The organism is Calothrix anomala FACHB-343, from assembly GCF_014696435.1.
Lineage (GTDB): Bacteria > Cyanobacteriota > Cyanobacteriia > Cyanobacteriales > Nostocaceae > Aulosira > Aulosira anomala_A.
Genome location: NZ_JACJQG010000125.1, coordinates 1 through 10,880 on the forward strand (window position 1 = coordinate 1; position 10,880 = coordinate 10,880).

Consider the following 10,880-nt stretch of genomic DNA (forward strand, 5'->3'; position numbering starts at 1 on the left):
TATTACCCGAAACTTCAGAAACCTTTATCTACCTTGCTATGATCCGTATTATGGTGAGGCGGCTAGCATAAAATTTGACCCCTAAAAACTTTTCAAACACCCTCTTAAATGCTGACTTCAGAAATATCCTCTAAATCTACCATTGACGTTAATTCACTATTGACTATATTGAATGGTAAATTATTTTCCTGAGATTGAGTCAGTAGTTTAATTAACCATTTTTCAGTCTGTCTATGATTCTTTGTATTCCAGCTTACATCTAATCTTTGGGCTGGTTTAACAGGATGTAATGCTAAAATTACGAGTTGCATTTGGTTAGGACTAACTGAGTATTGTATAGTCGTAGCCCACAATTTTACTTGGTCTTGCCAGCTTAAACCAGGATTGCGTACAGCCCATTCGTAAAGCCTGGGAATACCTTGTTTAAATGCTATATTTGTTAATACTTGAATAAAGTGCTTATCGTCATTAATTGCAAGAGGTGCAATTACTGGATTATCTACTAATAACTTTTTCCGATATTTAAAAATTTCCGGTGCAAGTTCCTGTATTTGAGAAACCCACTGAGCAATTTGAGGATAGGCATTTAATAAAGGTTCTACAGGCAGACCTAAAAGTATTTGTCTCATCACCAAAGATAAATTATCTGCAACTATAGAGTCAAAGGCAGAGCGATTTGGATGATATTTTTGACTTGGGAATAGAACTTGTTGTTGTGTTTTAGTAATTTGTTGAATATCGGCAAGATTAATTACTGGCATGGTGGAGAGAATATAACATCTCTCCCATGCAGCGGTAAGCTGCAAATTAATTACTTCGATTAATCATGCTTTAATACAGATATACAGCGTATTGCCAGTTGCAGAAAGTAGAAAATTTAGTTAAAAAGCTATGCACTAATTCGGGTTTAATGTTGATAGTTGAAGGCTGCTGTAATTAGGCAAGATAGCCAGGGCAAGCGTATGTTTAATAGGAGTAAGTTTTTTGATTGAGATTATTAGAGTTCGTGCTACACCGGAGCAAATTGAACAGATGCTACAAGAGTTAAAGTTTTATATCAAGGTAGCGGTAGATATTGAGCGTCGGATTCTGGCTGGGGGAGGTGAAATGCACTTCTACTGTGAACAGGTGTTGCTAGAAAATGGCAGTAAGCAGAGTGATATTTGGGCTGCTAGTTTCAGACCTGATACACAACAAATAATCTATGAGTCTATGGTTAATCTCCGTCCCCGACAGAATCGTTCGATGGAAATTATCGACGTTAAGATTAGAGAACAGGTTGCCGCAATTATTATGGAGTTTCAAAGGATGAATAGTGGCTTAACTTATGAGCAAGAAATCTTTGTGCAAGATAGTATTCCTGTTAGATTGGGAAAATTGGCAACTAATTTAGCACGGATAAATCAACTTTTCAGTGAGTCTACACATGAGGATGTGGTCAAAAGCCTGATTAGAGAGACTATGTATTTTCTTGAGTGGATAGCCCCAGATATAGATATTGACAATGCTTTTGAGTTAGCAAACTTAGGAAGGTTTCTCACACGCTGGCTGTTTAACTGGGAACAAGCTTGGAATGACACAGATGCTAAAAACCAGATTATTCAAGAACTTGGCATTTGGTCAGACAGTGTTTTGCAAATGTCAAAATTACCTGCTGTACAACAATCCTAATTGATAATGACTCAATCCCAACCTCCATTACCACAACCCAAACTAGAATCTGCTGGTATTACCTCTGACCAGTATTTTGAATTTACTCCAGAAAAGTTGGAACTTAGTAACGGATATTTGGGTTATGGTGGACAAGACCAACTTGGGTTTCACTTGTCTGTTCTCACCAATATGGGATTGTTGACAGCATCTCGACATACAAATTTGTCGTTGTGGCTAGAAGCACTCAAAAGTGTAGTTAGGGAAAAACTACCGACTGTCAACGCCCAAGCAGAAGTAGCAGAAGCAATGCTCAATCGATTTAATAGGGCGATTGCAGACTTGGAGGCAGTGATTGAGTATCTGGAAAATTAAAATCTGGAACTTGAGGGATGTCTACGATGATGATCATGTCAAACATCAGGTGTAGCGATGGGCTACGCCTCGGTGGAGGCGATCGCATCTAATAACACTAAACCCATTTGCTTCAATAAAGCAGTGTTACCATCAGGGCAACCATGTTGAATTAGACACTTGGCACAGCCAGTATTGCAGTTACAATCCTGTGCGATCGCTCTAGCAGCATCAGCAAGTTTTGGCAGATGCTTAAACACAGCTTCAGCCGCACCATTACCACCATCACTGGTATCATAGAAATAGCCTGTGTAATTGTTATTTTCCCCTAACTCCTTCACTACTGTAAAATTCACCTGTTTTGGGTCAACTCTAGCCACCAGTTGTAACGCTCTCATAATTTGATGCCCAAAGCTGTGGATAGCAATCAAGGGACTGGAATATTCCCACAACTGTTGATAGCCTGGTGGAATAGGTTCTCCACTGCGGGTTAAATTGGTTCTAGTTTCCAAGGCATTGTGCTGGAGGTATTCCCGCGCACTTGAGTTAATTGCTACTTTTACCATTGGTGCTGAAAATTGAGTACGGAAAGGCTGCTCAAACTTTTCTTCTGACAGGGTTTTCACAATTACAGCTTTGCGTGTGAGTTTACTACAAAGCGGACAACGACGTTCTTTAGGTAGTGGCTCTTTGTAGTTAAGACACCGCTTGTTCAAACAAGTCTGCTCATAGATTTGGGTCATTAAACTGTAACCACTGGTAATGTGTTTAACTTCACCAAAACTAAGTTCCAGGGTTAAGTATTCCTGACAGTCATCAACTTCACTGACTTGAGAAAACAGCAATGGTAACTTCACCGGATCTGTCAGCACTGTTAGGCTGCTGGTTTCTGATTCCGTAACTGCAACTGTAAACAGTGAGCTATCTGCTGTCTGTTTTAATATTGCTTGCTTGCTGTTCAAGTCAAGGGAGATGCACTGATAAGTCAGCATTCGTCCATTGGCATCTTGTCGTTTGTAGATGGCTTGGGGATGGACTTCGCGGTGAGCAATATCTTCTGAGATTTCCTCTAGTTCTTCCCCTGATTCTGCATCTACTAGCTTGATGGTAGTTTGGGATAAGCCACCCCGAAAGTTAACATCTTTATGGGGATAACCCTTTGCCCACAGTCCATTACGACCTTTATTTAGATGCCCTTGGGCTAACAGGAGTTTTGCTACCTCGTAAGCTGCTGTGCCAAAGTAGTGCTTGATTTTATGAGTAGGAATACCAGTTTCTGCGGCTGCACACATCAAATGTTTAGCAGCAAAGATGGGATATTCGTCATTAAAGAACACTTCCTCAGCTTCTGGCGATACCAGCATTTCTGGATGTTCTGCTACATAGCAGTCAATGGGATTGAGAGCATTGGGAAGCAGCACTGTCAGTCCAGGTTGTGAACGTCCGGCTCGACCACTGCGTTGCTGGTATGCCATTTTGGAACCAGGCCAGCCACGCAAAATGCAACATTCTAACTCTGGTAGGTCAATTCCAGCTTCTAATGCTTCTGTGGCAATAATCCACTTGATCGTGCCAGACTGGAGTTGGTCAACTACTTCTGCGCGACGCTCAGAAGTAATGCCACTGTAGAAGGCGGCTACTTGGTTTGATTTGAGTAATTCTGTTAGTTCCCGCACGCTGCGACGGGAGTTACAAAAGGCGATACCTGACTTACCTTGATTGAGTAAAAATTGAATAATCCGAGCGGTATCACCAGTCAGATTGTAACTGGGCTGAGTGATAATTATTTGTCTAGATGGTGAAGCTGCTCCACTTTTGTGAATCCAAATTAGGGGTTTGGGGTTGAGTTTAGTTGGTTTTAAGCCGGAGATTTTCAGAGCCAGTTGTTTAGGATTACCACAAGTGGCACTCAGGAAGATAAATTGCAGTTTCTTGGAGTCGCCAGCGTAATGATCTACTGCTAGTTTAATGCGACGAATCAGCCAGGACATATTTGCGCCATAGCTACCTGAAAGGGTGTGAGCTTCATCAATTAATATGTAGCGCAATCGCTGATAAAAGTCTGCCCAATGCGCGGATTTCCAGGCTTGCTTGAGTTGAAAGTGGATTAATTCTGGTGTGACACCTAATATATGCGGTTCACTCTTGAGGATTTGTTCTCGTTTTTCTGATTTGACATCTCCAGTGATCATTGCCAGTACTGGTCTGGATTGTGTTGGTATGGTAGAGAGTAGTTCAGAGATTTTGTGGAACTGGTCTAGCGCTAATGCTCGTAGTCCATAAAATGCTAATGCTCGATGTTCTTCATTGATGCAACCTTCCAGAATGGCGGGGTATGTGCTGAGAGTTTTGCCACTGGCTGTGGGAGAGGTGAGGATTAAACTTTTACCTTGTCTAATTGCTTGTAAGGCTTGAAATTGGTGAGAGTAAAGTTGGGTGATTCCTAATGAGTGAAGTGCTTTAATTAATTTTATTGGTAGGTCATTAGGGATATTTTTCAGATTAGGTTCTTTGGCAGAGATAGTCTGTTGCCAGAGTAAATCTTCACCTAGAAATTCAGTAATATCTGTAGGTTCAGTAGGATGGTTATTTGAGTTGGAATTTTCTGTAATGGGTGTACGAGGTGGTGTCCAAAAGCTTTGTAGTAAGGCACTATAATTGGGCGTGTTCATGGCGGTGTTTTTCGCTCATTGCCCTAAAAAATCCCCCATTGGGGAAGTGATATTAAATTAAGATAGGTAGTATTATTTGCGCTAAAGCTAAAGTAACCGTTGCTGTAAATAACCCAAAGTTTGTTAATTTTGACTATTGAAATATTAATCTTCTGCCCTAGAAGCGCATTTAGCAGATAATTGTGCCTCACCATAAATAAACTGCCCTAAAGCATTAGCTTGGCGAGAAGGTGCAGCTAAGTAGGCATTAATTTTAGCCTCTTTAAGGAGACGCTGGACATCTTCCCAAAAAAACTGTCCACCCCCACCTGTAATGATTACATTTGTTACGGGGTGCATTATCCAATCTTCTTGCTGATCTAACCAAGCAAGGATACGAGAACAAATTTCTCGTGAAAACATCTCAATTAAGTTGGGGAGAAAATCATCTAGGTTTGTGGCTTTAATAGCACCTTTAGGACGATAGAAGCGTTCTCCTTTTGATTTTATGGTAGCAGAAATTAACCTTAAAGACTGACTATCTGCACCTTCTATTTCAGCAGCTATCAATTCATAGAACTTGTTCATACCAAAGTCTTCACTCTTAGAAGCATCTCTAACAAATCGGTAATTATCCACCATCAGCAGATCAATGCATTGATGACCAATATCAACAATAGCTACAGTAATTTTTGTAAAATCAGGGAGACTTGCACGTTTTTGAGGTTGAGCTTCCGTCCAGAGCAAACTACCATAACCGTCTGGCATTACCCATACCTTAGAAATATTCAAATATATGGATTCGCCACGAAATTTCATGAGATGAGGGCCAGTAATCATACTAATTAACTGTGTTTTCTCTTTCTTAAATTGTTCTAAGGATAAGAAAGGTAAACCTATGACTAAAGATATTTCATCTTTGAGTTTAAAGTAGCCAACCGCAGCTAATATTTTTACTAGGGCATCTTCTACTTTAGATTGACCAATACCGAGATTTGCACCTAATTTAGCCGCTAATTTACCAATAGCATAACCACTACCTTTATATTCCAACCATAGATTCATTAACGGATCGCTAGGTATACTAGTATATTTGTATATGGAGCCATTAAAAATTTCTTCAAATGGGATGTGCTTGACATGGGCAGAAATGAAAACTACATTATTAGGCTCCCGGCTAATACAAATTTTAGTATCAACTCTACCTAAATCAACACTGAGAATAGTTTTACTACTAATCTCATTTGCTTTCACATTGTTAATTGGTGTATTTGCTTCTATTGCTGTTAAAAGGCGGGGATAATAGTCATCAGGAACAACAATTAATTCCTCGCTTAATTGTTCAAGCACTTGGTTAGTTTGTTCTACTGCTGCTTGAAATATATTTAAAGCATCTGCTGTAGGTTCTCTATCAATCTCCCACATTAAGGAAATCAGACTTTGCTGTAATCGTACTGCTAAACGCAAACAGTCTTTTTCTACTTCATCTAATGCGTGTTGACGAGTTAAATCCTTAATCTGCCTTTTGCTTTCATCAGTAAATTCATAATATTTCTTCTCTAAAGAAGCGTATTTGTCTGTTAATTCATTGGCAACTTTTCTGTGATGTGTGGCTGCTTGTCTGTCCTTTTCACCAGCAGCATGAGCAGTAAAAGCACCTGCAACAGCACCAACCGCTACCCCTATAGCACCGAACACAAGCGGAATTATAAAAATCATATAATTTTGGAATAATTATCTAGGAATGAGGAGGAAGGTAACGAAGTTGAGAATCAGGTAACAACTTACTATCTGCTGATGTGAGTCCTAAGGATTGAGCAATAGCGGCTGATTCACGTAACCGTTGCATAGCCCCTTCTACACCTGGTGCAATTGGACGGTTTGTAATTTCTTGATTAATTGCTTCTGCTTCGACCAAAAATTCTAGATTTTTCTGATGTTCATAAATCAGTTCATTTTCAATTGCTTGCAAATTCGCTAGTTCTTGCTGAGTTAAAGACTCGTAATATACTTTTACATCCTGTTTATGGTCATCGAGGATTTTGAAAAACTCGTAAACCATACCAGCAGCACCAACAACACCTAAAACTGGTGCTGCTACGGTTAAAGCGATCGCAATTGGTGGACAAGCTGCTGCTACTGTTGTGGTTGCAAATGCTGTGGCACCACCAACTGCACCACCCATGACGGTATCTTTTAACGTTGCTGTAGTCGCTTCCTGTGCAGAAATTTCTCCTCGGACTACACGCAGCGCATTAGTTAGAAGCGAAAAAGGTGCAGCTGTCACTGCACCAACAGCGGCCCCCAAAGGTGCAGCTTGAAAACCTGCTTTGACAGCACCAGCCAGGTTGTCAAACTGCGATTTGGCATTCAGTCTCATTTGTTCCTGCCAACTCATGGTTTTATCACCACGAGAGATGTTATCTTTGGCATTCTCCCACTTGATATTGTTGGGGTTATTAGACCCTCCTTTGCTGTGGGGTTTAATATGACTAGCGTGTTTATCAGATAGATATTGTTCGGTATTATTAGCGGCAGATTTGCCGTCAATACCAGCGCGTTGAGAAGGGGGAATCTTCTCTAACATTTCTTGGGCTTGTACCCTGGTTCTTGTCGGTTCTCCAGGTCGAATCCCACCTTTATATAATCTACGCGCCGCACTTAAAGGCAAATCCTGTAAATTAGCGTGGTGAATGTTGGTTGTAGCAGCAGCGTTGACAGCAGAATTAGGATGGGAATCGTCAGACATAGGTGATTACTTTTCTTAACTGGTTTATTCTTTTAAATTCCTCATACGCTTCCATCAAATTTGACGGAAGCGTTTAATAACATAAATTATACTCAAGACTGGAAGAGTCTACTAATACTGAGAATTGTTGGCAGTAAATTCTTCCCTGATGCTCGATGAGGCGAAGAGGTTGCGCTATCAACACCTTGTTTGATAGACATCTCTAAATCCAGCATCATAGACACTGCTTTAGCTAAAGCAGTAATAGTTGTATTTGCTACCTCCTGACGCAAATAGTAAATGCGATTAGGATTGCTGATACTGCACAGTTGAGCTAATTCACTATCTTTCTTAACCCCAGAAACAATTGCAGACTTAACCCACAGCCAAGTTCTAAACTGCGTTAGGAGAGTAGCAACAATCACCATTAATGGTTCCGAGCGTGACAGTAAATCATCCAGCAGGTGCAAAACTTGATTGCTTTCTCCTTGGCGAATAGCAGATGCCAGTTGTAGGCTATTCTGAGTCTGACATGGCACTAACTGTTTTACTTCTGCAAGCTCAAGTTGTCTGCCATTACCATAAAGATACAGTTTGCGTAACTCTGTGGCTGCACGGGTCATGTCGTTACCAATTGCTTGTGCTAGATATTCCACCGCATTCTTTAACAGCACCAGCTTGATTTTTTTCGCCTGAGTTGTGATCGCCTTTTCAATCAAATCAGTACGCCAAGCTGGTATCAATGGAAACTCAAACAATTTCGCATACTTGACAAGATGTCTGTAAATCTTCAAGCGCTTATCCACATTGGTGGCGACAAATACCAATATTGTGAATTCAGGCACTTGAACAAGCTGCTGCAAAGTTTCTAACTCAGTATCATTCCACTGCTTGAGGTAGCAATTTTCGACAATTACCAGTTTTTTGCCACCTGTCAGGGAACGAGTGCGAGCTACGCTGATGGCTCGGTCAAGGCGATCGGCTGGAAATCGGTGATAGCAAAGTGTGAGCCATTGAGCATCAATCTCTGCTTTGTATTGATTTAGCTGTTCCTGGATGGCGTGTTGGTCGTCACCTGCCAATAAGACAATCATGCTTTTACCCTCCCATTACTGCTCTTGTTGGCAGTTTTAATTAACACAGTCATTGGTTGTTGACTTTGGGTAGCTCGTTGCAGCATTTTAGCGATCGCTTCTTTATTACTCTCAAACTTATTCAAGTAAACTGGTGTAACTTCTAAAATCGCCTCGTCACCTTGCAATTTAACAAGATTTGCATGAGCCAACAGCTTTTGATTGCCGGGTTTAGCTGTATCCATCACAGAAAGCCAAATTTGATCCAGGTTAGTAGTCTGCGCTGCAACTGTTGGTAACAATTTGTCATCTACAGGTTTAGCTGTCACCTTGTTTGTGGTGTATACTCCAACTGTCGGTAGCAACTTGCCGTCATGCACAAGTTTAGCAGTTAGGGTCTTGGTTGCACTGACAGGCAAGAAACTGGGTATCAGGTTCAGTAAGCAAACTTCTAGCCACACAGCAGCATTTACTGTGTACCGCAGATAGTTTTCTGCTTTTTGTAACTCTGCTAGAGACAAGTTAAGCGTCTCGAAATTCCAGTGATTTGCTAAAACCTTGAGTTGAGCATAGCTAACACAACCAGTTAGCAGCGATTGCTCTTTGGGTGCAGACTTGATAATCAATAAATCTCGGTATGTTTGCAGTAAGTTGGAGAGAATCAATTTGGGCGTTTTACCAGAGTCCACTAAAAGTCTTGCTACTTGCAGCAAGTTAAAGGTGTTGTTGGTGGATATTGCCTGTAAAATTGACATTAATTCTGTTTGGGTCACACCACCAGCGATTTCCATAACATGATTGGCAGTGATATCTTCATCTAAAAGACTCACCTGACCGAGTAATTGCAGTGCATCTCTGAGTCCACCATCGCTAAGTCGGGCGATCGCTGTTAGTGCGTCATCATCAATAGAGATAGATTCTGCATCTGCTACAATACGGAGGTGCTGCACAATTGCTTGAACAGACAAAGTGCGGAAATTAAACACCTGACAACGGCTGACAATGGTAGGTAACACCTTGTGCAGTTCTGTTGTGCAGAGAATGAAAACAACATGAGATGGTGGTTCTTCAATACACTTAAGTAAAGCATTAAAGGCGTTACCAGTTAGACAATGGCACTCATCGAGAATAAAAATTCGGTAACGTCCTGCAACAGGTGCTAAGGTACTGCGCTCAATTAAAGCACGGGCATCATCTACACCATTATTAGAAGCAGCATCAATTTCACTAACATCTAGGCTATTACTGGTTTCAATTGCACGACAGGATTGACAAACACCACAAGGTTGGTCAGTTGGTTTTTTAGTGTTGAGGCAATTTAGGGATTTAGCAAATATCCGAGCAGTTGAAGTTTTACCTGTGCCTCTAGAACCTGTGAATAAATAAGCTGGTGCAATTTGCTGGTGTTTGACAGCATTAGTCAGAGCAGTTTTGATGTAAGACTGTCCAACTAATTCGGCTATTGTCTGGGGTCGATATTTTTGATGTAGGGCGACTGTAGACATAGGATTAATTAACCTTAATTTGTCGCCCTTACCCCTGTTAAGGGGGTAAAATTTTCACTCAAAATTAGCAGCTAATACAAACTCAAAATTCAAAATTAAGCATTTTGAGTATACAGTGGCAGTAAGAATTGACGCATGGACATTTCTAGTTCTGGATTTTGTCTATCTCCATAAGGAACTAACATGGCAGGATGATCTGATTGTTGCAGATGTATTTTAATTGCGGTACTAGGAATTGCTTTGGCGGCTTCTACCAAATACTTGAGATTAAACTGCATATTCAATGACATTTCTGATGGTAAATGAGCAGCAATAACTTGATCGCCTTTGCCAAACTCCCGTTCAATTGATAGTCGTACCTGCTGTAAAGTTCCATCAAACTGTAAGTAAATACCTTTTTCTTTTTTATCTGTTAATACAGCTAACCGTTCCAGCGCTTTGACTAAGAATGCTTTTTCTATGATTACTTCTTGGTCAAAGCTAAATCTTGCCAATAGCTGTTCGCAGTCAGGGTAAGCTCCTTCCAGACATTGACATTTAAGGATAATATCTTGCCAAGCAAAACCCAAACGATTACTTTGGGTATCATACCACAGATTAATGAATTCGACAGAATCATCCAAGTTACGTGCTAGTTCCTTGAGGACTCGACCAGGAAGAGTAAATTGGATTATTTCTTCAGATTCTAATTGTTTGCGTAGTTTTCTAGCAATTCCTAGAATTGAAAGTTCAGTGATTGCGACTCGATGTCCATCAGTAGCAATAAACTTTAACTTCTCCTGTGTGAGTTGAATATGAACTCCAGTCAAGATCAGAAATGTTGAATGTTAAGAAAAGTCTGATAAAAATAGCCCAAAATATGTTATTTTTGGGCGAAGGATTAAAATATATTAGTTTGATTGTGATTATAAATTCATTT

General features: G+C 40.5%; 8 protein-coding genes and 1 pseudogene. 2 read left to right on the forward strand and 7 right to left on the reverse strand.

All coding sequences use genetic code 11. The features are described 5' to 3' along the window. Window positions 1-104 precede the first annotated feature (104 nt). Window positions 105-761: a hypothetical protein gene (locus H6G08_RS36145; protein WP_190552034.1), complete on the reverse strand. Its 657-nt coding sequence runs from the start codon at window positions 759-761 to the stop codon at window positions 105-107. A gap of 223 nt (window positions 762-984) precedes the next feature. Between H6G08_RS36145 and H6G08_RS36150 the strand changes: the two are divergent. Together H6G08_RS36150 and H6G08_RS36160 are read left to right on the forward strand one after the other, a co-directional pair. Continuing rightward, window positions 985-1,302 (forward strand): annotated as a pseudogene (locus tag H6G08_RS36150) (DUF5674 family protein); the annotation flags it as partial. A gap of 375 nt (window positions 1,303-1,677) precedes the next feature. Beyond that, window positions 1,678-2,025, forward strand: coding sequence for a hypothetical protein (locus H6G08_RS36160; RefSeq protein WP_190552022.1), 348 nt, complete (start codon window positions 1,678-1,680; stop codon window positions 2,023-2,025). 62 nt (window positions 2,026-2,087) lie between these two features. Here H6G08_RS36160 and H6G08_RS36165 read toward each other — a convergent pair whose 3' ends face one another. The 6 genes from H6G08_RS36165 to H6G08_RS36190 form a co-directional block, all read right to left on the reverse strand. Then, the gene (locus H6G08_RS36165) at window positions 2,088-4,676 is read right to left on the reverse strand and encodes a DEAD/DEAH box helicase (RefSeq protein ID WP_190552024.1); all 2,589 of its coding nucleotides are present in this window, start codon (window positions 4,674-4,676) and stop codon (window positions 2,088-2,090) included. 144 nt (window positions 4,677-4,820) lie between these two features. Beyond that, the gene (gene fcmB / locus H6G08_RS36170; RefSeq protein WP_390627081.1) at window positions 4,821-5,978 is read right to left on the reverse strand and encodes a filament morphology actin-like protein FcmB; all 1,158 of its coding nucleotides are present in this window, start codon (window positions 5,976-5,978) and stop codon (window positions 4,821-4,823) included. A gap of 415 nt (window positions 5,979-6,393) precedes the next feature. Beyond that, entirely contained in the window at window positions 6,394-7,404 is a 1,011-nt protein-coding gene (locus H6G08_RS36175; RefSeq protein WP_190552028.1) for a hypothetical protein, read from the reverse strand. Window positions 7,405-7,496: 92 nt separating this feature from the next. Continuing rightward, a complete protein-coding gene (gene holA / locus H6G08_RS36180) occupies window positions 7,497-8,477 on the reverse strand; it encodes a DNA polymerase III subunit delta (protein ID WP_190552030.1) in 981 nt (326 codons plus the stop codon). Then, on the reverse strand, window positions 8,474-9,961 hold the full coding sequence (dnaX, locus tag H6G08_RS36185) for a DNA polymerase III subunit gamma/tau (protein WP_190552032.1): 1,488 nt from the start codon (window positions 9,959-9,961) through the stop codon (window positions 8,474-8,476). Before dnaX ends, holA begins: the two co-directional genes overlap by 4 nt. A 95-nt stretch (window positions 9,962-10,056) precedes the next feature. Next, on the reverse strand, window positions 10,057-10,770 hold the full coding sequence (locus H6G08_RS36190) for a DNA polymerase III subunit beta (RefSeq protein ID WP_242046438.1): 714 nt from the start codon (window positions 10,768-10,770) through the stop codon (window positions 10,057-10,059). Between the last annotated feature and the right edge of the window lie 110 nt (window positions 10,771-10,880).

Excerpts from the sequence above, each read along its gene's own strand:
- H6G08_RS36145 (WP_190552034.1), bottom strand. The coding sequence starts at position 761 with ATGCCAGTAATTAATCTTGCCGATATTCAACAAATTACTAAAACACAA.
- H6G08_RS36160 (WP_190552022.1), top strand. The coding sequence starts at position 1,678 with ATGACTCAATCCCAACCTCCATTACCACAACCCAAACTAGAATCTGCT.
- H6G08_RS36165 (WP_190552024.1), bottom strand. The coding sequence starts at position 4,676 with ATGAACACGCCCAATTATAGTGCCTTACTACAAAGCTTTTGGACACCA.
- H6G08_RS36175 (WP_190552028.1), bottom strand. The coding sequence starts at position 7,404 with ATGTCTGACGATTCCCATCCTAATTCTGCTGTCAACGCTGCTGCTACA.
- holA (WP_190552030.1), bottom strand. The coding sequence starts at position 8,477 with ATGATTGTCTTATTGGCAGGTGACGACCAACACGCCATCCAGGAACAG.
- dnaX (WP_190552032.1), bottom strand. The coding sequence starts at position 9,961 with ATGTCTACAGTCGCCCTACATCAAAAATATCGACCCCAGACAATAGCC.